25 protein-coding genes are annotated in these 26,050 nt (G+C 36.2%); 23 read left to right on the forward strand and 2 right to left on the reverse strand.

Annotated features, from left to right (window positions below; all coding sequences use genetic code 11):
• Positions 1–26 precede the first annotated feature (26 nt).
• From MHB61_RS00205 to MHB61_RS00290, 18 genes are all read left to right on the forward strand, one after another.
• Complete coding sequence (locus tag MHB61_RS00205) at positions 27–590, forward strand: GNAT family N-acetyltransferase (protein ID WP_004255233.1); 564 nt, start codon at positions 27–29, stop codon at positions 588–590.
• 103 nt (positions 591–693) lie between these two features.
• The gene (locus MHB61_RS00210) at positions 694–1,092 is read left to right on the forward strand and encodes a hypothetical protein (RefSeq protein ID WP_004255236.1); all 399 of its coding nucleotides are present in this window, start codon (positions 694–696) and stop codon (positions 1,090–1,092) included.
• Between the two features lie 104 nt (positions 1,093–1,196).
• A complete protein-coding gene (locus MHB61_RS00215) occupies positions 1,197–2,129 on the forward strand; it encodes an ABC transporter ATP-binding protein (protein WP_004255238.1) in 933 nt (310 codons plus the stop codon).
• Entirely contained in the window at positions 2,126–3,487 is a 1,362-nt protein-coding gene (locus MHB61_RS00220; RefSeq protein WP_021214597.1) for an ABC transporter permease, read from the forward strand. Before MHB61_RS00215 ends, MHB61_RS00220 begins: the two co-directional genes overlap by 4 nt.
• 59 nt (positions 3,488–3,546) lie before the next feature.
• Complete coding sequence (locus MHB61_RS00225; protein WP_004255240.1) at positions 3,547–4,194, forward strand: ComEA family DNA-binding protein; 648 nt, start codon at positions 3,547–3,549, stop codon at positions 4,192–4,194.
• Complete coding sequence (locus MHB61_RS00230) at positions 4,175–6,385, forward strand: DNA internalization-related competence protein ComEC/Rec2 (RefSeq protein ID WP_137016458.1); 2,211 nt, start codon at positions 4,175–4,177, stop codon at positions 6,383–6,385. Before MHB61_RS00225 ends, MHB61_RS00230 begins: the two co-directional genes overlap by 20 nt.
• A gap of 284 nt (positions 6,386–6,669) precedes the next feature.
• Positions 6,670–7,446, forward strand: a complete 777-nt coding sequence (locus MHB61_RS00235) for an alpha/beta hydrolase (protein WP_004255244.1) — start codon at positions 6,670–6,672, stop codon at positions 7,444–7,446.
• A gap of 183 nt (positions 7,447–7,629) precedes the next feature.
• Positions 7,630–7,845: a F0F1 ATP synthase subunit C gene (locus MHB61_RS00240; protein ID WP_004255250.1), complete on the forward strand. Its 216-nt coding sequence runs from the start codon at positions 7,630–7,632 to the stop codon at positions 7,843–7,845.
• 44 nt (positions 7,846–7,889) lie between these two features.
• Positions 7,890–8,603 carry a F0F1 ATP synthase subunit A gene (gene atpB / locus MHB61_RS00245; RefSeq protein WP_004255255.1) on the forward strand — a complete coding sequence of 238 codons (714 nt, stop codon included), beginning with the start codon at positions 7,890–7,892 and terminating at the stop codon, positions 8,601–8,603.
• Between the two features lie 14 nt (positions 8,604–8,617).
• The gene (gene atpF / locus MHB61_RS00250; protein WP_004255258.1) at positions 8,618–9,124 is read left to right on the forward strand and encodes a F0F1 ATP synthase subunit B; all 507 of its coding nucleotides are present in this window, start codon (positions 8,618–8,620) and stop codon (positions 9,122–9,124) included.
• 1 nt (position 9,125) lies between these two features.
• Complete coding sequence (locus tag MHB61_RS00255) at positions 9,126–9,653, forward strand: F0F1 ATP synthase subunit delta (protein WP_004255262.1); 528 nt, start codon at positions 9,126–9,128, stop codon at positions 9,651–9,653.
• Positions 9,654–9,839: 186 nt separating this feature from the next.
• On the forward strand, positions 9,840–11,342 hold the full coding sequence (gene atpA / locus MHB61_RS00260) for a F0F1 ATP synthase subunit alpha (protein ID WP_004255265.1): 1,503 nt from the start codon (positions 9,840–9,842) through the stop codon (positions 11,340–11,342).
• A 15-nt stretch (positions 11,343–11,357) separates the two neighbouring features.
• Positions 11,358–12,227, forward strand: coding sequence for a F0F1 ATP synthase subunit gamma (locus tag MHB61_RS00265; protein ID WP_004255268.1), 870 nt, complete (start codon positions 11,358–11,360; stop codon positions 12,225–12,227).
• Positions 12,228–12,359: 132 nt separating this feature from the next.
• Entirely contained in the window at positions 12,360–13,769 is a 1,410-nt protein-coding gene (atpD, locus tag MHB61_RS00270; protein ID WP_010906126.1) for a F0F1 ATP synthase subunit beta, read from the forward strand.
• A gap of 184 nt (positions 13,770–13,953) precedes the next feature.
• A complete protein-coding gene (locus MHB61_RS00275) occupies positions 13,954–14,379 on the forward strand; it encodes a F0F1 ATP synthase subunit epsilon (RefSeq protein WP_004255278.1) in 426 nt (141 codons plus the stop codon).
• Positions 14,380–14,494: 115 nt separating this feature from the next.
• Positions 14,495–15,136: a hypothetical protein gene (locus MHB61_RS00280; RefSeq protein WP_004255282.1), complete on the forward strand. Its 642-nt coding sequence runs from the start codon at positions 14,495–14,497 to the stop codon at positions 15,134–15,136.
• A 21-nt stretch (positions 15,137–15,157) separates the two neighbouring features.
• Positions 15,158–17,077: a lectin-like domain-containing protein gene (locus MHB61_RS00285; protein ID WP_137016460.1), complete on the forward strand. Its 1,920-nt coding sequence runs from the start codon at positions 15,158–15,160 to the stop codon at positions 17,075–17,077.
• Between the two features lie 103 nt (positions 17,078–17,180).
• A complete protein-coding gene (locus MHB61_RS00290; RefSeq protein WP_003130410.1) occupies positions 17,181–18,128 on the forward strand; it encodes an IS30 family transposase in 948 nt (315 codons plus the stop codon).
• 137 nt (positions 18,129–18,265) lie between these two features.
• Here MHB61_RS00290 and MHB61_RS00295 read toward each other — a convergent pair whose 3' ends face one another.
• Together MHB61_RS00295 and MHB61_RS00300 are read right to left on the reverse strand one after the other, a co-directional pair.
• On the reverse strand, positions 18,266–19,009 hold the full coding sequence (locus tag MHB61_RS00295; protein ID WP_003132766.1) for an amino acid ABC transporter ATP-binding protein: 744 nt from the start codon (positions 19,007–19,009) through the stop codon (positions 18,266–18,268).
• Between the two features lie 15 nt (positions 19,010–19,024).
• Complete coding sequence (locus tag MHB61_RS00300; RefSeq protein ID WP_003132767.1) at positions 19,025–21,169, reverse strand: amino acid ABC transporter substrate-binding protein/permease; 2,145 nt, start codon at positions 21,167–21,169, stop codon at positions 19,025–19,027.
• Between the two features lie 380 nt (positions 21,170–21,549).
• Between MHB61_RS00300 and MHB61_RS00305 the strand changes: the two genes are divergently transcribed.
• The 5 genes from MHB61_RS00305 to MHB61_RS00325 all read left to right on the forward strand — a co-directional run bounded on the left by MHB61_RS00305 (position 21,550) and on the right by MHB61_RS00325 (position 26,046).
• A complete protein-coding gene (locus MHB61_RS00305) occupies positions 21,550–22,206 on the forward strand; it encodes a VTT domain-containing protein (protein WP_003132768.1) in 657 nt (218 codons plus the stop codon).
• Positions 22,207–22,373: 167 nt separating this feature from the next.
• Positions 22,374–23,234: a shikimate dehydrogenase gene (locus MHB61_RS00310; protein WP_010906122.1), complete on the forward strand. Its 861-nt coding sequence runs from the start codon at positions 22,374–22,376 to the stop codon at positions 23,232–23,234.
• On the forward strand, positions 23,231–24,301 hold the full coding sequence (aroB, locus tag MHB61_RS00315; RefSeq protein WP_003132771.1) for a 3-dehydroquinate synthase: 1,071 nt from the start codon (positions 23,231–23,233) through the stop codon (positions 24,299–24,301). Before MHB61_RS00310 ends, aroB begins: the two co-directional genes overlap by 4 nt.
• A 110-nt stretch (positions 24,302–24,411) precedes the next feature.
• Positions 24,412–25,335 (forward strand): DMT family transporter, encoded by a 924-nt coding sequence (locus tag MHB61_RS00320; protein WP_003132772.1) that lies wholly within the window; start codon positions 24,412–24,414, stop codon positions 25,333–25,335.
• Positions 25,336–25,446: 111 nt separating this feature from the next.
• Positions 25,447–26,046: a DUF1054 domain-containing protein gene (locus MHB61_RS00325; RefSeq protein WP_137016081.1), complete on the forward strand. Its 600-nt coding sequence runs from the start codon at positions 25,447–25,449 to the stop codon at positions 26,044–26,046.
• Positions 26,047–26,050 lie beyond the last annotated feature (4 nt).

Raw genomic sequence — 26,050 nt, forward strand, 5'->3', positions numbered from 1 at the left:
TAGTTAAAAATGTAAAGGAGAAGGAAATGGAGTTTAGATTAGCGAAAAAGTCTGATGCTAAAAGACTTTTAGAAATTTATAAACCTTATGTTGAAAAAACTGCCATTACTTTTGAGTATGAAGTCCCAACGATTGCAGAATTTGAAAAGCGAATTGAAAAAATAGGAAGTCGCTATCCTTATATTGTGGCGATTGAAAATGACAAAATCATTGGTTATGCTTATGCTGGCGCTTATCGAGAACGGGCGGCTTATGATTGGGTGGTTGAATTATCAATTTATTTAGATGAAAATGAACGGCAACATGGCGCTGGTAGTGCCCTTTACCAAAAGTTACTGACAGCTTTATCGGTACTTAATTATCAGCGTGCTTATGCTTGTATTACCTATCCAAATCCAGCAAGTGTTGCATTTCATAAAAAATTTGGTTTTGAACAAATTGGACTTTTTCCAAAAGCGGGTTATAAGTTTGAACAATGGTATGGTATTGTTTGGTTAGAACGCTCTCTCCAAACTACTGATAAAGTTACTGCGATAAAATTACTGACAGATTTGTCAGAGAATGAACTAGAAAAAATCTTGGCTAATTAGTCAAGATTTTTTATTATTTTATTGAAAAAGTAAAACATTTTGTGTATGGTAAGAAAAATATTAAAATAAAATTAAATAAATTAAAAGTAGAAAGGAAGAAAAAATGAACAAATTTATCTGGTCCATTTTTATCCCCGTCCTGATTTTTGCAGGACTATTGACAGTTATTGGTTTTAGCCTTGAGAGTCAGCATTTTTACTGGCTTCAATCCGTTGAGCTCATTTATCTTTTTGGAAGTTTAATCTTTACTTTTGCTGCTTTTTGGATTTGGCATCTGGGGATAAAATCTCGGAAAATGAAAAGCTTAAAAGTTTTGTGGCTCATTCTGAGTTTAGTTTTTCTAATTGACTTAATCAACACAGGAGTTTATTTAGCTCAGGGGCAAGGATGGCTGTGGGGTATGAGTAGTTTTAGTTCTGCTGGACCTGCTTTTTTTGCAAGCATGCTCCTTTTGAGCCTAAGTTTTTTAGGATTTAGAGGTCAAATGAAGAAAGAAAATTAAAATGACAAAATTAAGACATTTTTTGTCTTACCTAAGAGGGAAAAGGAGGTTAAAAGTGAAAATAAAATGATATAATTAGAAAAAAAGGAAGAGTAAGGAAAATTATGACATTAAAGATTGACAAAGTTCGAAAAAGCTTTGGTGATAAAATCGCTGTTGATAATCTCAATATGGTTGTTAAACCAGGTGAAGTTATGGGCTTAATTGGTCAAAATGGTGCTGGGAAAACAACGACTTTTCGGATGATTCTTAATTTTATATCAGCTGACCAAGGGAAAATTACTTGGCAAGATGGACCGATTACGCAAGAAATCAAGCAAAAAATTGGTTTCTTACCCGAAGAACGTGGTCTTTATCAAAAGATGACAGTTGAAGACCAAATTCTTTATTTTGCGGAACTCCATGGAATGAAACGAGCAGATGCCCGGATAAAGTTACAAGACTGGATGAAACGTTTAGAGGTCGTTGGTAAACCAACCGACAAAGTTCAAACCCTTTCTAAAGGGAATGCCCAAAAAATTCAATTCATTGCCACTTTGATTCATGAGCCTGAATTTTTGATTTTGGATGAGCCATTTACAGGGCTTGACCCAGTGAATACAGAACTCTTGCGAAATGAGATTAAACGGAGTCGTGATAAGGGAGCGGCGGTTATTTTCTCTAACCATAATATGAGTGATGTTGAGCTTTTATCTGACCATTTGTTAATGCTAAAAGGCGGTCAAACAATTTTAAATGGAACGGTTGAAGCCATTCGAGCTTCTTATGGCCGTACCCGTATTTATTTGGAGTCTGATCTGCCCAATGAAGAGCTCTCTGTAATTACAGGAGTTGAATCAATTGAAAAAAGAGGAAGTGGTCGTTCAATAAAAATATCTGAGGCAGAAGTTGGACGTGAAATTTTCCAAAAAGTGGCTAAAGATGGCTATGTTCAAGCATTTGTTCAGTCTCCACCGTCACTAGATGAAATTTTCCGAATGGAAGCAGCTGAGAACAATCAAGAAAATTTAAGTGCAAGAAGTGAGGAAATAAAATGAAAAATCAAACTTGGCTTGTTGCAAAAAATATTTACCGAAGTCGTGTCAAAGGAGTGGGCTTTTGGGCACTTGTCCTTTCACCATTTTTGCTAGGAGCGATTTATTTAATTATCGGTTTAGTCATCAGTAGCGGGGCTAATCAAAGTCCAAAAATGGCTGTAGTCGATAATCCTGCTCTAACTCAGATTCTTTCTAAAAATGACACTTTAAAAGCAGATATTCGTAACGAGTCTTCTTTAGATGACGCTAAGAAAGACCTTTCTTCCGGAAAAATTGATGGATTTTTAACCGAAGATAATGGAGCTTATACCATTGTCACTGATAATAAATCAAGTGTCAAATTTGACCAATCAAGTTTTCAAACTGCGCTGACTCAAGTTAATATTTCAAAAACAGCACAACGTCTCAATCTGTCAGCCGCTGATGTTCAAGACCTTCTTAGTCCAGCTAAGTTTACAATGAAAACACAAACAAGTTCTGGACAAAAGTCAACAGGTGATGGACAGACTGGCGCGAATATCGCAATTGGCTCCATTGCCTCGATTTTAATTTTCACATTGATGATGATGTATGTGGGAATCATCGGACAGGAAATTGGTAATGAAAAATCTAGTCGAATTATGGAGACGTTACTCGCGGCCACTAGCTCAAACGTACAGTATTATGGGAAAATTATTGGTGTAATTCTACTATTAGCGACTCAGCTTGGAATTTATGTGCTTGGTTTTGGAATTGCTTATCCTTTTATCAAAAATTTAGATCAGATTAAAGCAATTGGTGCCATGCTTTCAGGGATTACTTTCGGTTTCGGAATTTATTTGGTAGCCATGTCTTTAATTGGGATTTTAGGTTATTTAATTCTCGCATCAATTGTGGCATCTCTGGTTAATGAACAAGCTCAGGTGCAACAAGCTACTCAGCCAATTGCCTTTTTAGCGATGATTGGTTATATTGGGGGAATTGCTGGCTCGACTGTTCCGGGGAATATTGTTTTGAAAGTTCTTAGTTTTATTCCATTTATCAGTCCAACATTGATGACTAGCCGACTGGCTATTCAATATTCAACAACGACAGAAGCCTGGATTGCTCTTGGATTACAACTTTTAGCAACGCTTGCAATAGCAAAAGCGGGTGAGAAAATTTATGCGCGAAATGTTCTTTCTTACAGCGACGAAAAAATTATGAGTCAACTTTTTAAAGGACTGACAGGTCGAAATTCAAAGAAAAAAACAACTGACAGACTGGTCAGTGAAAATGGTGAAAAGAAAAATCCATGGCGGAGAAATTCTCCATTGCGTCTAGCTCTTGTCATCATTATCATTCTAATAATTTTGGCTTATCGATTCATCTTTAAATAAAAAATATTTTATAATTCAACTCTTGGAAACTTTCCAAGAGTTTTTTCGTATATAAAAGTATGGATAAGATTTTAGAAAAAGTAAAAGAATATTGGAAAATGATTGTTTTAGTTGTTTGTGGGCTCATTGCTGGTGGGATTTTTTACGTTTTAACCAACGGTCAAAAGCCAACTACAAATCTGTCAGTAGAAAATTTAAGTTCTGTCAGCAGGCAAAGCTCTGTCAGTAAATTTAGTGAACCTAATGAAAAATCTGTCAGTAAAATTATGGTTGATTTAAAAGGTGCGGTAACAAAGCCTAATGTCTATCAAATTTCGTCAGATGAACGTCTAGTTGATTTAATTAAAGAAGCTGGTGGTTTTACTGACCAAGCTGACCAGAAATCAATTAATCTGTCAGCAAAATTAAAAGATGAAGAAGTAATTTATGTCCCAAAAATTGGTGAAAATTCAAGCACAGAAAATACTGACAGCTCTGCTAATTCGGTCACTAGTCAAGTCTCAAAAACCACTGAAAAAATAAATATCAATCAAGCAGATTTGACTGAACTACAAAAATTAACAGGTGTTGGTCAGAAAAAAGCTCAAGACATCATCGATTTTCGGACGAAAAATGGTGATTTCAAATCACTTGAAGACTTGGGAAAAGTTTCTGGTTTTGGAGATAAAACACTAGAAAAATTGAAAGATGAGTTGTGTTTTGAATAAAATTCCTTTGATATTTTTAGCTTATCTTTCTGTTATCTTGTATTTTTTAATCTTCAATTTTAATTTAATTTGTCTCATTTTGTTCATTTTTTCAAGTTTACTTGCCTTATATAGAAAATATTATTTAGTCATCCCATTTTTATTAGTTATGGGAAGTTTTTTCTTAGTAGTAAAAATGGATACGATTAAGAATAGTGAAAATCAGCCAACCACTCTTTCCAAAATTACAATGATCCCCGACACTATCCAAGTTAATGGTGATTTATTAAGTTTTCAAGGAAAAGAAAGAGGCCAAAATTATCAAGTTTACGAGACTCTAAAAAGTAAAAAAGAACAAAAATTTTATCAAAATCTAAGTCAAAATTGTCAGCTGAGTTTCACAGGAAACCTTCAAATTCCAGAAAAACAAAGAAATTTTAATGGATTCGATAATCAAAAGTATTTAGCGAGTCAGAATATTTATCGGCAAATTACGATTGATAAAATTAATAAAATAGTTTTAAACGACACTTTTGACCTCCATGTTTTAAGACGAAAAGCAATTGTCTGGTCACAAACTCATTTTCCAAAGCCAATGAATGATTATATGACTGGCTTACTTTTTGGCTTTTTAAGTAAAGATTTTAATCAAATAGGAGACATTTACAGTTCATTAGGAATTATTCATCTTTTTGCCTTATCGGGAATGCAAGTTAATTTTTTCATTGATTGGTTTCGTAGAATTATTCTTCGACTAGGAATAACGAGAGAAAAATTAAATATTTGGCAAATTCCCTTTTCAATTTTTTATGCATTTATGACAGGATTTTCGGTTTCAGTATTACGAGCTTTATTTCAAAAAAATATTCGTCTAAATCCTTTAGATAACCTAGCAGTGACAACCTTTCTTCTGATGATTGTCAGTCCTAAATTTTTACTGACAACAGGAGGACAACTAACTTTATTTTATGCTTTTGTCATTTCAATGATTAATCATAAAATTTCAGAACTAAAAGGAATAAGAAAATTACTGACAGAATCATCAGTGATTTCTTTGAGTGTTTTACCTTTACTCATTTTGGATTTTCATATCTTTCAGCCTTTTTCAATTTTACTGACGATTGGCTTTGGCTTTTTATTTGATGTAATCTTATTGCCTTTACTATTAGGAACTTTTCTCTTGTCTCTAATTGGCTATAATTTTAATATAAATCATATTTTTCAAATTCTAGAATGGCTAATTCATGAGGTTGATTTACCCTTACATTATCCTTTGGTTTTAGGGAATCCCCGGCCAATTGAATTATTAATCTTATTTTTCCTAATCGGTTTGTTAATTGATAATCTCTTTAAGAAAAGAAGACAAATAATTTTTGCTGGCCTAATTGTTTGTAGTTTTTTTATTTGTAAAAATCCAGTTTACCCCAGTATCACAGCAGTTGATATTGGCCAAGGGGATAGTATTTTTTTGCAAGATAAATTTAATAAAAAAACAATTTTGATTGATACAGGCGGACGATTAGCCCTTCCGCAAGAAAGTTGGCAAAAACCTCAAAGTCAAACAAATGCCGAAAAAACACTCATTCCATATCTTGAATCTGTTGGAGTAAGTCAAATCGACCAGCTCATTTTGACGCATACGGACGCTGACCATGTTGGAGTTTTTTTGAATTTAGCTGATAAAATAAAAATAAAAGAAATTTGGGTTAGCCCCGGTGAACTGACAAATAATCATTTTGTAGAAAAATTGAAGAAAGCAAATATTGCGATTCACATCAGTAAAGTTGGAGATAAAATTCCAATCTTTGATAGTGCTTTACAAGTTTTATCAAATGGTTATACAGGAAAAGGGGATAATAATGATTCTATCGTGACTTATGGAAATTTTTATCATACAAAATTTCTATTTACAGGGGATTTAGAACAAGAAGGAGAAAAAGAACTGCTCAAGAATTATCCTAAATTGAAATTTGATGTCTTAAAAGTAGGTCATCATGGCAGTAAAACAAGTTCAAACCCTGACTTTATTAAAGAAATTAATCCCAAACTTGCCCTCATTTCGGTTGGAGAGAAAAATCGATATGGACATCCCAATCAAGAAACTTTAGAAACATTAAAAAAAAACCAAATCAGAATACTGAGAACCGATCAAAAGGGAGCGCTTAAACTAATGCAAATCAATCAACAGTGGCGAATCCAAACAGTTAGATAAATGAAAGGAAAAAGTGAGCAAAAGACATCTATAAAATGTTAGAATAAAGAAGACGTTGAAGGCCTGTAGAAACGTAAAAATACTACCATTATTTGATTTCTAATGTACCCCAAAAATAAAATGGAGTAATGACTTCACAGCGCACACTTTGAAAAAAAGTGAAAGAAGGTCAGAATAAAAGAGAAAGGAAATTTCAAAATTAAGGGATTGAAGAAAATCCACTTTTAATAGGTAGAGAGTTGTCAACAAATGATAACAACATAAATTTATTAAGGAGATATTTTATGGCAGTAATTAATATCGAATACTATTCAGAAGTTCTTGGGATGAATCGAAAAGTTAATGTTATTTATCCTGAATCAAGTAAAGTGGAAGATTTTACCCAAACAGATATTCCGGTGCTTTATCTTTTGCATGGAATGAGCGGAAACGAGAATTCTTGGATAATTCGTTCAGGAATTGAACGATTGATTCGGCATACTAATTTAGCAATTGTCATGCCCTCAACGGATCTTGGTTTTTATGTGAACACCACATATGGTATGAATTATTTTGATGCGATTGCTCATGAACTTCCCAAAGTAATTAACAATTTTTTCCCAAATCTATCCACAAAAAGAGAAAAAAACTTTATCGCTGGTTTATCAATGGGAGGATATGGAGCTTATCGTCTCGCATTAGGAACTGACTATTTTAGTTATGCGGCTAGTTTGTCTGGCGTTTTGACTTTTGATGGAATGGAAGAAAATTTCAAAGAAAATCCAGCTTACTGGGGAGGAATTTTTGGAAATTGGGAAACTTTTAAAGGGTCAGATAATGAAATTTTATCTTTGGCAGACAGAAAACAAGAAAACAAACCCAAACTTTATGCTTGGTGTGGGAAACAAGATTTTCTTTTTCCAGGAAATGAATACGCGACAGCCGAGTTGAAAAAATTAGGTTTCGATATTACTTATGAAAGCTCAGACGGCGTTCATGAATGGTATTATTGGACCCAAAAAATCGAATCTGTATTAAAATGGCTCCCAATAAATTATAAACAAGAAGAACGCTTGAGCTAATCTAAAAAAATTTCTCTGTTTATTCAGTACAAAATTTAAAAATTTTGTCTTCAAACGCTTACAAAGACAAAAATGAGAGAAATGATGAAATTCTCATGCTTGTCTTTGACAAAAACTACGAATAGTAGTAGAATTTCTTAGTAAAATAAATTTGCGAAATCGCAATATAGAAAGAGGTCTATAATGACAATTACACTTGCCGCTCTTGGAGCAATTGCTATCGGTCTTGCAGCACTCGGAGCCGCTATCGGTGATGGACTTATCGTTTCAAACTTTCTCCAAGCCGTTGCACGCCAACCAGAACTTGAAGGAAAACTTCGTGGTTCAATGTTCATGGGTATTGCCTTCGTCGAAGGTACATTCTTCATCGCCCTTGCTATGGCATTCCTTTTCCGTTAAAATTTTTCTCAACAAAATTTTAAAAACAGAAAGGAAGAACAGGTATGGAATCAACATGGACCTTTAATATTGGGCCAATTCCATTTGATGGAACAATCACAGTAATGACTTTTGTGACTGTCCTCATTGTGTTCGGTCTGGTATTCTGGGCGAGCCGCAATATGCAGCTCAAACCCAAAGGTAAACAAAATGTTCTTGAGTGGGTTGTTGATTTTGTCAATGGAGTTTCCAAAGATAACGTCGGCCCTCATGAAGCACCACGCTTTGCGCTCATGAACTTTACCCTCTTTTCTTTCCTTCTTATTGCCAACTGCATTGGGCTAGTAACCAAAATTAGTACGCCAGGTGATGTTTCCCTTTGGAAATCACCAACTGCAAATCCAACAGTCGATTTGACTCTTGCACTACTTGTTGTTGTAATGTCAAATACACTGGGTGTACAAAAATTCGGTTTTAAAGGTTACCTCAAAGTTGCCTTCTGGAAAGATCCGAAAGGTCTTCTTCCAATGAATATTCTGGAAGAATTTACAAATGCACTTTCACTTGGTTTACGGCTTTATGGGAATATCTTCGCGGGTGAAATCATGCTTGGTCTTATCGCCGGTATGATTCAATCAACCATGTGGATGCTTCCAGTTGCGTGGATTCTTGAAGTTGCATGGATTGGCTTTTCACTTTTCATTTCAGCCCTCCAAGCTTATGTCTTTGTCCTTTTGACAAACTTGTACATTAGCCACAAAATTATAGCAGAACATTAAGAAAGGAGTAGAAATTGTCAACATTATTATTAGAAGCTGCTCCGAATACCGTTCTCGGTAACATCATCGTTGTATCTGGTGCATTTATTATCTTATTGGTATTGTTGCGCCTCTTTGCATGGAATGCAATTACTAGTGTTTTTGCAAGTCGTGCGAAAAAAATATCTGATGATATCGATGCAGCAGAAGCGAACAACAAACAAGCTGCTGACTTGGTTAAACAACGTCAAGCAGAACTTGCACGTTCAAAAGAAGAAGCTGCTAACATCATTCAAGTTGCAAACGATACTGCCTCACAAAACCGTGCGAAAGTACTTGCAACAGCAAATGAAGAAGCAACTAGTTTGAAAAAACGTGCGCAAGAAGATATCGAGCAAGAACGCAAAGAAGCTCTTAACACAGTTAAAGGCGATGTTGCGGACATCTCAGTTCAAATTGCTGAAAAGCTTATTGGACAATCATTAGATGCTTCTGCACAACAGGAATTAATCGACTCTTATCTCGCTAAGTTAGGAGAATAAGATGACAAAAGTAAATTCACAAAAATACAGTAAAGCTTTACTAGAAGTTGCCCAAGAAAAAGGACAACTTGAAGCAATTCTTTCTGAAGTTAGCGAAATGATTCAACTTTTCAAAGAAGATAACTTGGTTGCTTTTTTAAGTAGCGAAGTTTATTCATTCTCTGCAAAATCTGAATTGATTGATACTTTACTTCAAACTTCTTCAGAAGTAATGTCAAATTTCCTTAATACCGTTCGTTCAAATGGTCGTTTAGGAGATTTGGGTGAAATACTTGATGAAACTAAAAATGCAGCAGATGATATGTTTAAGATTGCTGACGTTGAGGTGGTTTCAAGCATTGCTTTGACAAATGCTCAGATTGAAAAATTTACAGCTATGGCGAAAGCAAAATTTGACCTAAATGAAGTAACAGTAATTAACACAGTCAATGAAAAAATTCTCGGTGGATTCATTGTGAATTCTCGTGGAAAAATTATTGACGCCTCACTAAAAACACAATTGGCTAAAATCGCCGCTGAAATCCTCTAATCAGGATAGAAAAATTTTCTTTCTCTGCTCAAAACTCAGTGGAAAATTTTTCAAAATCATACTGTTAAACTTTTGAGAAAATATAAAGGTGATTTCAAATCTTACCTATCATGCTCAAACGGTATAACTGCAGTTTAAAGCTAAATAGCCTTGAACTAGTAAAAATTTCTAGAAGGGAGCATATTTTTGGCAATTAAAGCTAATGAAATCAGCTCACTGATTAAAAAACAAATTGAAAATTTCACACCAGATTTTGAAGTTGCTGAAACTGGTGTCGTTACCTATGTTGGTGACGGTATCGCCCGTGCCTATGGCCTTGAAAATGCGATGAGCGGTGAGCTTGTTGAGTTTTCAAATGGTGTCCTTGGTATGGCGCAAAACTTGGATGCGACAGACGTTGGTATTATCGTACTTGGTGATTTCCTCTCAATTCGTGAAGGTGACACTGTAAAACGTACAGGTAAAATCATGGAAATCCAAGTTGGTGAAGAACTCATCGGACGTGTTGTAAATCCACTTGGACAACCTGTTGATGGACTTGGAGAACTTAATACTGGTAAAACTCGTCCTGTTGAAGCAAAAGCTCCTGGTGTTATGCAACGTAAATCAGTCTCTGAACCATTGCAAACTGGTCTTAAAGCGATTGATGCCCTCGTTCCAATTGGACGCGGACAACGTGAATTGATTATCGGAGACCGTCAAACAGGTAAAACATCAGTCGCTATTGATGCAATCTTGAACCAAAAGGGTCAAGATATGATCTGTATCTACGTTGCGATTGGACAAAAAGAATCAACTGTTCGTACACAAGTTGAAACGCTCCGCAAACTCGGTGCGATGGATTATACAATCGTCGTAACTGCGTCAGCTTCTCAACCTTCACCACTTCTTTACATCGCTCCTTATGCTGGAGCTGCAATGGGTGAAGAATTCATGTACAACGGTAAACACGTCTTAGTTGTTTATGATGATTTATCAAAACAAGCGGTTGCTTATCGTGAACTTTCACTCTTGCTCCGCCGTCCACCAGGTCGTGAAGCATACCCAGGTGACGTATTCTACTTACATTCACGTCTTTTGGAACGTGCTGCCAAATTATCTGACGATCTTGGTGGTGGTTCAATGACTGCACTGCCATTCATTGAAACACAAGCCGGAGATATCTCAGCTTATATTGCAACAAACGTTATCTCTATTACTGACGGTCAAATTTTCCTTGAAAATGACTTATTCTATTCAGGTGTACGTCCTGCCATCGATGCTGGTTCTTCAGTTTCTCGGGTTGGTGGTGCTGCACAGATCAAAGCCATGAAGAAAGTTGCTGGTACTTTGCGTCTTGACCTTGCGTCATTCCGTGAACTTGAAGCCTTTACTCAATTTGGTTCTGATCTTGATGAAGCGACTCAAGCAAAATTGAATCGTGGTCGTCGTACCGTTGAAGTTTTGAAGCAACCATTGCACAAACCATTGGCTGTTGAAAAACAAGTTTTAATTCTTTATGCATTGACTCATGGTCATCTTGATGATGTTCCAGTTGATGACGTTCTTGATTTTGAAACAAAAATGTTCGATTTCTTCGATGCAAATTATGCAGAACTCTTGAACGTGATTACTGAAACTAAAGATTTGCCAGAAGAAGCAAAACTCGACGAAGCAATTAAAGCATTCAAAAATACAACGAATTATTAATAAGGAGGCTAACTAATGGGAGCTTCACTTAATGAAATAAAAACTAAGATTGCCTCAACGAAGAAAACAAGTCAAATAACTGGAGCCATGCAAATGGTTTCCGCTGCGAAACTTCAAAAAGCTGAATCTCATGCCAAAGCATTTCAAATTTATGCTGAAAAAGTTCGTAAAATTACAACTGATTTAGTTTCCTCAGACAAAGAGCCAGCAAAGAATCCAATGATGATAAAAAGAGAAGTCAAAAAAACTGGCTATCTTGTAATTACTTCGGATCGTGGACTTGTCGGTGGCTATAATTCAAATATTTTGAAATCTGTCATGAATACTATCCGTAAACGTCATGCTAATGAAAGTGAATATACTATTCTTGCACTTGGCGGTACTGGAGCAGATTTCTTCAAAGCACGCAATGTTAAAGTTTCTTATGTCCTTCGTGGTCTTTCAGACCAACCAACTTTTGAAGAAGTTAGAGCGATTGTTACAGAAGCGGTAACTGAATATCAAGCAGAAGAATTCGATGAACTCTATGTTTGCTATAATCACCATGTGAACTCATTGGTAAGTGATGCACGTATGGAAAAAATGTTGCCTATTTCTTTTGAAGAATCAGGTCAACAAAAACCATCTCTTGAAACATTTGAATTAGAACCAGATCGTGAAACAATCTTAAACCAATTGTTGCCACAATACGCTGAAAGTATGATTTATGGTTCAATCGTTGATGCTAAGACAGCAGAACATGCTGCAGGTATGACAGCAATGCGTACTGCAACTGATAATGCTCACTCTGTTATCAATGATTTGACTATTCAATACAACCGTGCTCGTCAAGCATCGATTACGCAAGAAATTACGGAAATCGTTGCAGGAGCCTCAGCGCTTTAATTTACTGATAGGAATTCTGTCAGTGATGGCTTTGAATCTTAATTGTTTTTGTCAGTAAAATTTTTACTGACAAACATAAAAATGAATAGAAATTCTGTTCTTTGACAGAAAATAAAAACAGGAGGAAAAACATTGAGTTCTGGTAAAATTACTCAGATTATCGGTCCCGTCGTTGACGTGGAATTTGGTTCTGATGCCAAATTGCCTGAGATTAACAATGCCTTGATTGTCTACAAAGATGTCAATGGCCTAAAAACAAAAATTACTCTTGAAGTTGCTTTGGAACTTGGTGATGGTGCAGTTCGTACAATCGCTATGGAATCTACTGATGGCTTGACTCGTGGACTTGAAGTCCTTGATACAGGTAAAGCAGTCAGCGTTCCTGTTGGGGAAGCCACTCTTGGTCGTGTTTTTAACGTTCTTGGTGATGTTATTGACGGTGGGGAAGAATTTGCTGCTGATGCAGAACGTAATCCTATCCATAAAAAAGCTCCAACATTTGACGAATTGTCAACTGCAAACGAAGTTCTCGTAACTGGGATTAAAGTTGTCGATTTGCTTGCACCTTACCTTAAAGGTGGTAAAGTTGGACTTTTCGGTGGTGCCGGAGTTGGTAAAACCGTCCTTATTCAAGAATTGATTCACAACATCGCCCAAGAACACGGAGGTATTTCTGTGTTTACCGGTGTTGGGGAACGTACTCGTGAAGGGAATGACCTTTACTGGGAAATGAAAGAATCAGGCGTTATTGAAAAAACTGCCATGGTCTTTGGTCAAATGAATGAACCACCAGGAGCACGTATGCGTGTTGCCCTTACTGGTTTGACAATTGCTGAATATTTCCGTGATGTTCAAGGTCAAGACGTACTGCTTTTCATTGACAACATCTTCCGTTTCACACAAGCTGGTTCAGAAGTTTCTGCCCTTTTGGGACGTATGCCTTCTGCCGTTGGTTACCAACCAACACTTGCTACTGAAATGGGGCAATTGCAAGAACGTATCACTTCTACTAAGAAGGGTTCTGTTACATCTATCCAAGCGATTTATGTCCCTGCCGATGACTATACTGACCCAGCGCCAGCTACAGCCTTCGCTCACTTGGATGCAACAACTAACTTGGAACGTCGTTTGACACAAATGGGTATTTATCCAGCCGTTGACCCACTTGCTTCATCATCACGTGCGCTTACACCTGAAATTGTTGGTGAAGAACACTATGAAGTGGCAATGGAAGTTCAACGTGTCCTCCAACGTTATAAAGAATTGCAAGATATTATTGCCATTCTTGGTATGGATGAATTGTCTGACGATGAAAAAATTCTCGTTGGACGTGCACGTCGTATCCAATTCTTCCTTTCACAAAACTTCCACGTTGCGGAACAATTTACTGGTCAACCTGGTTCATATGTACCAATTGACAAAACTGTTCATGACTTCAAAGAAATTTTGGAAGGTAAATATGACGAAGTCCCTGAAGATGCTTTCCGTGGTGTAGGTCCAATTGAAGATGTACTCGAAAAAGCAAAATCAATGGGTTATTAATTCGATTTCTGATGAATTGAGAAAGTGAAAATACTCTATTGACTAAAAAAATTACTGACAAAAAATTCTGTCAGTAAAAGTTGATTGAATTGTAAAATTTGAGTGACTGTTAGAGTTTTGTTTTTAGAAAAGTATTTTTTATCTTTGTAATTTAAATTTTCATAGAAAAAATTGGAGGAATCGAATGTCTGAAAACGTCATGACACTTCAAGTAATTACCCCTGCTGGTATGATTTACGATCACCATGCAAATTACATTACTGCTCGAACTACGAATGGTGAAATTGGTATTTTGCCAAATATGATTTCAACGATTGCTGGACTTGAAATTGATGAACTTAAAGTTCGTCGTCCAGATGATGAAACACATGTTGATTATATTGCAGTAAATGGTGGAATTATCGAAATAAAAGATAGTCTTGTAACAATTGTTGCAGACTCTGCAGAACGTAATCGTGATATTGATGTATCACGTGCGGAACGTGCAAAAATTCGAGCTGAAAAAGCACTTGAAGTTGCTAAAGCTGAGAAGAAATCAGATGAAATAAATAGAGCGGAAGTAGCACTCCACCGAGCGCTTAACCGGCTGAATGTTTCGTCTCATAGATAAAAAGCACCTACGGGTGTTTTTTTATTTTAAGGGAATAAGATTGCAAAATAAAGACAAACATGTTAAAATTGATGGAGTTCTTTAAATAAAATACTGCAAATTAGAGAGGGGCAACGTGATTCTTGATTATTGTCATCAGCTATTGGATGTACTAACAAAGCTAGAAGAACTTTTGCAAAGTTCAGATGAGCTGAAACAAAATTATGAACGACGAGTCGCCCGTCAGGTTGAGTGGCAAGCAATTTTTCTAGGATTTCTCATTTCTTCGATTTTAATTGTTTGGTTTATGACCGAAAAATCTGGTATGTTTGGGAGAGTAGCAGCAAAAACAGGTGCCACAGAAGTTTTTGTAAGAATGTTCTCAATCAGTTTTGTTGCCCTGGTGTTAGGTAATGGTATACGTATAGGCTCCCAATGGTTATGGATGAGAGACTATTTTCCTTTAGGGAAAAGAATGGTTAAAAGATTATTTTTGAAAAAATATCAAAAAAAAGAAAATGAAATTATAAAAAAAATGAACCAGATTCTAAAAGAAGAAATTTTAGAGGTGCCTCAACTACCAGAAAAATATCTTAATTCGCGAAGCTTGAATTATATCATCGGATGTATAGAAGATAAAGAAGTTAAGAATTTATCAGAAGCGATTAACTTATTAGAATTAGAATCTCAAGATTTGCAAGTTCGTGATTTAATTATGAATGAAAAGAGTGCTCTTCTTAAATCAAGGCAGTTAGTGAGTGAAAGTCAATTACAGTAATTTATAAGAAAGGAATTAAGTTTGAACAATAACGACAAATATTTTAAGTTAACAACTTCTTATTTAATAAAGAAAATTAATTTTTGTTCAAAATTGATTCTTTTTATAATAATTTTCACTTATTCACTGTCATTCCATTTTTTAAATGATGCTTTCTACAAGAGTGTTCAGGCAGATACTACAATTTCTCAGCTAGTTCCAGATCAGAGTTTTGATACTGGAAACCATATCTATCCTCCGCAGTCGAATCAGAATTCGGCGTTATGGACAAATATAGGGTCAGCTGAGACTGTAGAAACGTCTACCTTTTCAGTGAATTTAGTAAATAATAAGTCTAAATCTGCTGGATATGCTTTATTTAATGGTGCGATTGATATGACTCAGAAAGTCAGCTTTTCGGGTAATTTTTCATTACAAGCTAATTCTAGTACAGACCCTTTTGCTGCTGGTGATTCTCTAGGATTTATCTTAACACCAAAATCTACAGATTTTATTGCAAATAATTTGAAATCAAATTTAGCTGCAGATGGGACTTCAAATGTTGTTGGAAAGTATTTGGGTATTGGTGGCCTGTCAGATTCAATCTTCATGGGTAGAGATCTATATCAAAACTCTGATGTAGATTTAGACGGATCTGGTACAGAAAACGCGGCATCCAACAATGTTTCAATTCGTCAGACAAATAATTTGGGGGAGTTAATTAAACAGGCTTATCCAACCACTTCAGTTCCAAATACTGGAAGTACAATTACTGAAAATATGAAAATAGATTGGCAGCCAAGTAGCACACTTACTAATGATAAGAATGTAACAGGGGAATTAACATATACAATCTCGTCAGAAAATGGGGGGAAAGCTACAACTCTTTCGGAAAAAATAACAGTTGCTCGTTCAATGTCACTGGGAATAATTGGCTCGACTGGAGGTAATTTTGGACGTTTGACCTATTCGAGTACAGAAGATGAGTTTAATGCTTATAAAGGAACGCAGAGTGTTCAGGTTAACTATCTTGATCAAGATACCAACCAACCAATAACAAATTTTTCCCCTTCCATTATAAAAGCTAATGTGGGAGATACAATTAAGGTGTTAGGTAAACAGCTCAGGGATATTGTTGATATAAATACCTTCTCTTTCCTTACGCCAGAAATACCCGGGTATATTTTTGTGTCTGCCCCTCCTTTAGTTGTGGCAAATAATGATGCGGAAAATAATGTAATTAATGTTACTTATAAGAAGCTTCCTATTGGAAAAGCACATTTTAATTATCAATATAGTTCTGATGTGGTAGACCAGTCGATTTTACTGCCAACAATTAATGATACTGAAGGTGAGATAAATGAAGCAGTTATTATGCCTGAACTCCCTAATTTACCGGACAATTACTATATTTCGAAAGTAGTGACAACTGATGGTCAGCAATATGCTACTTTAAAAGATGCAATCTCAGGTGAGAAATATAAAAATCAAGAGTTGCACTTTACACTCATCGTTTCAAAAGTTGTTGTACCTACCACAAGTGATAACAATTCAAGTAAGCAGAGTTCTACAGCAGAAAGAAAAAATGAACAAGGTAAACAAACTAGCAAGTATTCAACAACAGTAGATCAACCACAGGAACAAGGGACTATAAAAAAAGAAGCAATTCATAAAAACGAGAAACCTAATAGTGAATCAAATGATACCTTCAAAGAAGTATACAAAGAGATTGATTCACCACTTAAACTGCCTTTAAAAATGCCTACAGAGATTTCCCAAATGCCTCAATCATCTGTTGTAGCAATAAATAACGAGCAGTCTAAATATCCAAACGTGTCAGCTCATAATTTGGAAATACAAGTGGCAGGAACAGCTGGAATATTTGCTGGCGGTGTAGTTGCTATTGGAACAATTACAGGATTTAATAAGTTTTATAAATTTTTGAAAATAGTAAAAAAATAAAAACGCAAATTGTAAAATGAAGTTAGCCACCTTGAGTCAAGCAAAAAACATCTGAATCTCTTATACTAGAAGTTCGACCAAATAGTATAAAAAGGAAATTCAGATGCAAGACTATTCTATCACAAGCCAGAGCAAAGGGAAACACCTGACCAATCAAGACCGTTTAAACATTGAACGTTGGCACAATAAAGAAGGACTGAGCAACCGTGAGATTGCGCGCTTATTGAATAAAGCTCATGGGACGATTGACAGAGAGATGAAGCGAGGGGAAATCCAGCTCAAGCGGAAGGTAAAATACTCTGCTAAAAAGGCTCAAGAAAATTATGAAGGATTGAGGGCTCACAGTGTTCGTCCGAGTAAACTCACGACTGAGATTGATTGTTATGTGAGTACACGTCTTAAAGAAGACAAGGACTCTTTGGAAGTCATTCATCAGGCTCTAAAAGGAGTTTCTCTGAGCAGCCTCTACAATTGGGTCAACTGGGGCTGGTTAGAAGCCAAGCGTCATCATCTTTTCTATCCGCAGTATAAGGCGGCAAAGAAAATCAAACCTCGTGCGCCAAAGCATCCTTTTGGCAAGTCTATTGAAGAACGGCCTGAGTTCATTAACAATCGCTTAGAAGTGGGGCATTACGAGATTGACACGGTCATTCTTACGAGAGCTAAGAACAAGGTGCTTTTGACGCTCACAGAGCGAAAATACCGCACGGAGATCATTCGCTTGATTGATGGGAAAACAGCACAGGCGGTCAATGATGAGCTGGTGGAACTTCAAAAAAGTTATGACTTCAAATCCATTACCCCTGACAATGGCCATGAATTTGCAAGGCTCTCTGAGGTCGTAAGCTGTCCAGTTTACTATGCACACGCCTACGCGAGCTTTGAGCGAGGGACGAATGAAAACCATAACCGAATGATTCGTAGGCATCTGCCAAAAGGCACAACAAAGACGACCCCTGAAGAAGTCGCCGCTATCGAGTATTGGATGAACCATTATCCAAGAAAAATGTTCAACTATAAGAGTTCATATGAGATGAGCTTGGCTGGCTAACTTGGACTTGCAATTTGCGAAAAAAATAAAAACCAGAGCTCTGGTTTTTATTTTTTCAAAAACACTTGTATTTATAATAAAATAGAGTATGAATAAATAAAAAAATCCCATTTAAATTTTAATGGGATTTTTCTATTTTATGCATTCAAAACTTTTGATAAGAAGTCTTGTAAACGGGGATGTTTTGGGCTATCAAAGAGTTCTTCTGGTGTACCATCTTCCAAGATAACTCCACCATCCGTAAAGATTACGCGGTTAGCAACTTTACGTGCAAAGCCCATTTCGTGAGTAACAATAAGCATTGTCATTCCTTCTTCGGCCAATTTTTGCATAACGGCTAGAACGTCACCAACCATTTCAGGGTCAAGTGCTGAGGTTGGCTCGTCAAAGAGCATAACGTCAGGATTCATTGCGAGGGCACGGGCGATAGCAACACGTTGTTTTTGACCTCCTGAAAGCATTTCAGGCATTGCATCTTTTTTATCTAACAAGCCAACTGTTTCAAGAAGTTGAATTGCTTTTTTATCTGCATCATCTTTTGACATCTTTTTCAGTTCAACTGGAGCATAAGTAATATTTTGCATCACAGTCATATTTGGGAAAAGATTGAAATGTTGGAAAACCATTCCAACGTTTTGACGAACAAGATTAAGATTTGTATTTTTATCAGTAAGGTTAAATCCGTCAATAATAATATCGCCAGAAGTAGCTGTTTCAAGCCCATTTAAAGCTCTAAGAAAAGTTGATTTTCCAGAACCTGAAGGGCCAATGATGCAGACTACATCACCTTTTTCAAATTTTGTTGTAATTCCTTTTAGAACTTCGTTTTTTCCAAAAGATTTGTGAAGATCAGTGACTTCGATTTGAGTATTGATTCCCATATTAGTATGTTCTCCTTATTTCATTCTTTTTTCTACGCGACGTCCAATCCACATCAAGAAGAGGAGGACAATCATGTAAACTAAACCAATTAATCCATAAACACGGAAGGCTTGGAAGTTACGTGCCACGATAATTTGACCTGTTTGGAGCAATTCAACAAGTCCGATAACTGAAACTAATGTTGTATCTTTCAATGTGATGATGAATTGGTTAATCAAACTAGGGATTGTAATTTTAATGGCTTGAGGTAAGATAACCTTGCGCATTGATGTCAGGTAAGTCACACCGAGTGAACGACTGGCTTCCATTTGTCCAGAAGGTACAGCTTGAACACCAGAACGAACGATTTCTGCAATATAAGCAGAAGAGTTCAAAGTAAGGGCGATAACACCCGCTGTAAATTCATTAAGTGGTGATTGGTGACCCGTAATGATTTGTAACAGGTTAGGAATTCCGTAGAAGATAAAGATTGTTAATACTAAGAGCGGAATTGAACGGTTAAGGTCAACATAGATGCGTGCAATTGTACGTAGAATCTTGCTTGGAGCTACTGAGAAGAGTCCAAAGATAATTCCGACGATCATTGCTAAGATAAATGAGAGAATGGCAAGTTCAAGAGTAACGAGTAGACCACGGCCAATTTGTTCCCAGTTATTTTGTAAAATACCAAAGAAAGTATTTTCTTTTGCGCTTGATTGGATTGTTTTAGCATCACTCTCTAAATATTTATCAATGATTTTATCATATTCACCATTGGCACGGAGATTTGCTAAACCATTGTTAAACATTTCAATCAACTCTGGATTGCTTCCTTTTTTAACAGCAAATCCATATTGTCCGTCAGGAATTGGTTTAATTGGTGTGGCAAATTTTTGCCCTTGTTTAATGGCGTATTTAATGACGGGTTCGTCATCCATTAGAGCATTGATAGAACCGTTATTCAATGATGAATACATGGTTGTTGCATCAGTGAAAGTTTTTACAGTGTAGCCATATTCTTTTGCATGGGCATTAAGATAATCAAAAGAAGCAGTTCCATTTTTAGCACCAAGAGTTTTACCTTTAAGGTCTTTCCATGACTTGATAGAGTCATCTGTACTTGATGTGGCAATAGTTAAGTTTGAAGAATAGTAAGGACTACCATAATCGAAAACTTGTTTACGAGCATCAGTGATTGACATTCCTGACATCATTCCGTCAGCATGTCCAGATTGAACAGAGTCAACAGCTGCTTGGAAACCGATGAAATTCCATTTTAGTTTGAAACCTTGGTTTTTAGCAATAGCGTTAAGCAAGTCAACGTCGATACCAGTGAATTGTTTATCATCATTTTGGAATTCAAATGGAGCGAAGCTATTATCTGAAGCAATGGTGTAAACATCTTTTTTAGGTGTTGCTTTTTTAGTGGCAGTAATCCCATATTTTTTGAGGATTTTATCATAATCTCCGTTTGATTTCATTTCAGCGAGTGCTTTATTGAAACCATCGACAAGCGTTGAATTTTTGCCTTTCATTACGGCAAAACCATAGCCTCCTGGAAGGGAGATTGATGGGAAGTTCATTGCTAAATCTTGCCCTTGTTTCATAGCGTAAGAAATAACTGGAACTTCGTCCATTGCTCCAGCAATATTACCAGAGCTTAGAGCGGCAAACATATGAACACCGTCAGAATAGGTTTTGATTGTGTAACCATATTTCTTTTGATTTTCTTGAAGCCATGTTTGTGCAGCAGTCCCATTTTTTGCTCCAACTGCTTTACCTTTAAGATCACTGTAATCAGAAAGTTTAGAGTCTTTAGTTGTAGCAATGGTTAATGCTGATGTATAGTAAGGATTTGAAAAATCAAAAGTTTCTTTACGTTCGTCAGTGATTGTCATTCCTGCAATTATACCATCTACTTGTCCAGCTTTAAGGTTTTGGAGAGCTGCATCAAAACCAGGATATGACATTTCTAATTTCCAGTCATTGATTTTAGCAACTTCTTGCATGATATCAACATCAATCCCTACCCATTTTTTCTGACCATTTTGAAATTCAAATGGAGCGTATGAGCTATCGGATGCAATTTTTACAGTTGTCTCGGCCTTAACCGAAGGTGCGACTAGGAAAGCTGTAACAGTGGCAAGCATCATTGCCAGAGCGAAAAATAATTTCTTCATTTTGTCTCCTCGAATATGAGATTTGAGCTTGTCTTCTTTTAAATATAAAAAAATGAAAATTAAAAAAATGTTCTTCTAAATAAGTGTTGGAATAACATTCTTTTAGTTTCCTATATTTATTAGGAGCTAAGCTCAGTTTATTTTATTCTGGAAAAATTATACCACAAAAGTTGCTTATAAGCAAGCTGATGTTAGGTTTTCTGACATTGTTTGACCATTAGTTTTGAGATTTCTCTGATAAATTATAAGAAAGTTGTTATTGTCAAAAGGCCCTTTTTGTTGTAAAATTGAACGAGTGCTTGAATGAATTCTTTATGGATGTATTCTATTTAAGTAAACAAAACTATTGTAAGAATTTTTAACTTTTGAAAAGGAATATTATGTTTGTACAACTTTCGATTTTTGGTTTCTTTAATGACTGGATGGCTAATTTTGCCCAGATGCCTAATGGTCATATTTGGATATATGTTGTTTTAGGGGCGATTATTTTTATTGAAACAGGATTAGTGATTTTCCCCTTCTTGCCTGGGGATTCCATTTTATTTTTTGTTGGTTCTTTGGCAGCAATGTCAAACGGAAAATTATCTATTGGCTTATTGATTTTGGTGATGGGGATTATTGCCTTCATTGCTAATCTGTTGAATTATGAAATTGGTCGAAGATTTGGGGATGTCATTCCAAAACATAAATGGCTTTCTCGTTTCTTAAAACCAGAATATATGGAAGAAGCTCATCAATTTTTTGAAAAATGGGGTTCTTGGGCCATTTTCTTAGGGCGATTCATGCCAATCATTCGGACGATTGTTCCATTTACAGCTGGTGCTGGTAAAATGCCACATAAAAAGTTTATTTTCTTTAACTTCATCGGTGGTTTTGCTTGGGTTATTGTTGCCTTAGGTGCAGGCTATTTATTTGGTGGAATTCCTTTTGTTAAAAAACATTTTGAAATCATCATGATTGCCATTGTCTTTGTGTCACTACTACCGGCAATTATTGGCATTTTGAAACGCGTTCTTGGAAGTCGCAAGGAAGCTTAACTTTATGATAAAATAGGACTTACAAAACTGTCAGTCCTTTTTTTTATCGATTAATATGTCAATGACAATAGAATTTACTGACAAAGACACTAGCATAGTTGAGCCTTTTGCGTCTTGCGCAATTATGGATATATTAGTAGTTTCATCAGTAATTTTGGAGAATTTTTATGAACATTAACGGCTACACTCGTATGGCTGCTGTTGTAGCAAACCCAATTAAACACAGCTTGTCACCATTTATTCATAATCTGGCTTTTGATTTAACGAATGAAAATGGTGTTTATTTAGCATGGGAAGTTGAGGCTGAAAAATTGCCAGCTATTGTGGATAATGTTCGTACTTTGGACATGTATGGACTTAATATTTCAATGCCTTATAAAACAGAAATTACTCCATTTATGGATGAATTGAGTCCGGCAGCTGAATTAATTGGAGCTGTTAATACAGTAGTCAATCAATCAGGGAAATTAATTGGACACAATACAGATGGCATAGGATTTTTCAATAGTTTAGAAAAATATCATTTCAATATCCAAAATAAACAAATGCTTATTCTTGGTGGAGGGGGTGCAGCAATTGCAATTATTGCTCAGGCAGCTTTGTCTGGAGCTAAAAAAATTGTGGTCGCAGCAAGAAAATCGGCCTCATATATTCCGCTAAAAGAAAAATTGGAAAAGCTGTCAGTAAAAACAGGGATTGAAATTTTACTGACAGACTTATCTGAAGCTGATAGATTACAAAAAGAGTTGAAACAGACCGACTTATTAGTAAATGCAACCTCAGTCGGAATGGACGGAGAATCTTTGCCGCTGGAAAAGAGCTTAGTTCTTCCTGAAAAACTTTTGGTGGTAGATGCTATTTATAAAGTTAGAGAAACACCATTTTTACGTTGGGCAAAAGGGCAAGGAGCTCAAACTGAAAATGGACTTGGCATGCTCATTGGACAGGCGGCGGAAAGCTTTTATTTATGGACAGGTAAAAAAATGCCTGTTGCAGAAATTACATTAGAAATGGAGAAAGAAGCATGAAATTAAATGTGAATTTACCAGAACATCCCTATGATGTCATCATCGAAAATGGGGCCTTGGCTAATATTGGAACTTGGGTTTCTTCATTGTGGAAGAAGCAAAAAATTGTTTTGATTTCTGATAATCATGTCAATGGACTTTATGGTCAAAAAGTTGTTGACCAACTTGAAAAAGTAGGTTTTGAAGTGGCAACTTTTGAATTTCCAGAAGGAGAAGCCAGTAAAAATTTACTGACAGCCGAAAATGCTTGGAACTTTTGTGCCGAATTTGGATTGACTCGTTCTGACGGAATTATTGCACTCGGTGGTGGAGTAACAGGTGATTTAGCTGGTTTTGTAGCTTCTACTTACATGCGTGGCATCCATTTCTTACAAATTCCAACAAGTTTGACCGCCCAAGTGGATAGTTCTATTGGTGGGAAAACAGGAATTAATTCCAAAATGGCTAAAAATATGATTGGGACTTTTACACAGCCTGACGGCGTGTTAATTGACCCAGAAGTTCTGCAAACGCTCGGTCAAAGAGAATTCCGTGAAGGACTGGGGGAGGTCATCAAGTGCGCCCTAATTGCTGACAAAGATCTCTGGAATTTACTGACAGACTTGTCGGCGGATGATTTAGTAAAAAAGCTTGATAAGATTGAAGAAATTATCTATCGGTCTTGTGAAGTAAAACGAAAAGTGGTTGTTGATGATGAATTAGACAATGGTGTACGGCTCTATTTGAACTTTGGTCATACAATTGGACATGCTGTTGAAAATACTGCAGGCTATGGCAAAGTGATGCATGGAGAAGCAGTTGCTATCGGGATGGTTCAAATCAGTAAAATTGCCGAACTCAAAGGTCTTATGCCCAAAGGAATTACTGACCAAATTCGAAAGATGGTCAAAAAATTTGGTTTACCTGACGAATATCAACCTTGGGATGAAGAGCTTTTGTTTAAAGCATTAACTCATGATAAAAAAGCACGAGGAAGAATCATCAAAACCGTTATTGTTCCTGAAATTGGCACCGCTAAAATTAATGAAGTGACTTTTGAAGAAATGAAAGACTATCTCAAAAAATAACTTGAGTTATTCGGAGAGGAACCCTATCTAAAAATTACAAAAATGTGGTAGCATTAAAAAACTCCCAGCTTTTATAAAAGCTGTAAAAACACTTATTTAAAGGAGAAACGATGTATATTTACCTAGCTTTTGCTTTAGTTGGCGGTTTTTTACTTGCTAATCAAAATCCAATCAATGCGGATTTACGAAAAATTGTTGGCTCACCATTTTTAGCCTCTGGAATTTCCAACTTTGTTGGTTCGATTTTTTTAGGAATCATCACTTTAGTGACAAGTCAAACACTTTTTCCTAGTTTTCAATTTGTTGGCTCACACCCAGCATGGATATGGATTGGTGGGGTTCTTGGTGGGATTTTCCTAACGTCTAATGTTTTACTTTTTCCAAGATTAGGAGCTGTCCAAACAGTGATTTTACCTATTTTGGGTCAAATATTGATGGGGACACTTATTGATTCATTTGGCTGGTTTCATGCCATGCAACTTCCGATGACTCTGATGCGCTTTTTGGGAATTATCATTACTTTAGCTGGTGTTATTGTCGCGGTTGTTCTTCCTAATTTAAAAGAAAAAGAAGCAGAAACGCACCAAACTAACTTACTAGGCTGGCGGATATGGGCGGTCATCGTTGGGGCAATGTCAGCTGCTCAACAAGCAATTAATGGCCGATTGGGAGTTTTACTTGAAAATACTGCACAAGCAGCCTTTGTTTCGTTCTTCATTGGATTTTTAGCTATTTTTATCGTGTCTCTTTTTATTGACCACCGTTTGCCAAAAATTTCAGAATTAAAAAAAGCAAAACCTTGGAATGGAATTGGTGGATTTTTAGGAGCTTCATTTGTTTTTGCAACAGTCGTTGCTGTTCCGCAAATTGGTGCAGGGCTGACAATTATGATGGGCTTGATTGGACAAATTTTAGGCAGTATGTTGGTTCAACAATTTGGTTGGTGGCGCTCAAGTAAATATGGCATTCAAATTTGGCAAATTGTTGGGATTCTAATTATGCTGACCGGAATAATATTCATTAAATTTTTATAAAGTAGCTAGTAATATGGAACAGGGCTTCACGCTCACTGCCTTCCGTCTGCGCGTTCACTAAGCAGTAATACCTATAAAAGAACTTAGAAAATTGAGGATAATCACTCTAAAATGTTTACTCAAAAATCATTTGAAATTTTTAAAATAGAAGGTTTAGAACCAAGAATGACTGAGATTCGTTCTGAAATTCAACCTGTTTTTTCTGAAATTGGTCAAAAGTTACTGACAGAGCTGTCAGTAAAAATTCCAAATCAAGAATTTTACTTTCACATCGCTCAACATCGCAGAAGAACAGCAAATGCGCCTGAAAATACTTGGTCAGCAATTTCCACAAAAGTCCGTGGTTATAAAATGGAAGCCCATTTTCAATTAGGAATTTGGGAAGATTACGTTTTTATTTATTTATCAATGATAGACCAGCCTAAAAAGCAAAAAGAATACGCCAACTTACTGACAAGTCTGTCAGTAGAAAAGTTACTGACAGAAGATTTCTTAATCTCAAAAGACCATACAAAAGCAGAAACTTATCCCCTGTCAGCATTTAGAGAAGCCGCTGAACGCTTAGGAAAAGTAAAAAAATCTGAATTGGAAATTGGACGGGTTTGGCCTAAAGAAAGATTTAACGGCAAAGAGGACTCAATAATTCTAGCGGAAATGATAGAAACAATTGACCAACTCCTACCGATTTATCAAAAATTAATGGAGGTCTAATCTA

Source organism: Lactococcus sp. FSL K6-0773, from assembly GCF_038006485.1.
Classification (GTDB): Bacteria; Bacillota; Bacilli; order Lactobacillales; family Streptococcaceae; genus Lactococcus; species Lactococcus lactis.